This is a genomic window from Bacillus sp. AC266 (assembly GCF_979253805.1).
The window spans coordinates 1-237 of sequence record NZ_CEEDEC010000072.1 but is presented as its reverse complement, the minus strand read 5'-3'; the positions used below and the strand labels follow the sequence as shown (position 1 = coordinate 237).

Genomic DNA, 237 nt, shown 5'->3' with positions numbered 1-237 from the left:
CGGTAAAAATGGTTCCAGCAGTTGTGCAAAGTTTGCTATGAGGTAAACACAATTATAAAGTGTTTCCTCACATGAAACTGGGTCGTCTTCTCTTTGTTTCCAAGGCTGCTTGTCATCAAAGTATTTATTTGCAAAGCGCACTGCATCAAATATTGTGTCTAGTGCGACCTTAAATTTAGTTTGTTCAATCGCCTCTCCGACACTGTTATATAATCCTTCTACTTTATCTTTCAGCTC

The 237-nt window shown here is 38.4% G+C and carries 1 protein-coding gene; it reads right to left on the bottom strand.

The window, feature by feature from the left end:
* The coding region (locus AC0IXC_RS29380; protein WP_471653729.1) for a class I tRNA ligase family protein at positions 1-237 on the bottom strand (237 nt) is incomplete at both ends.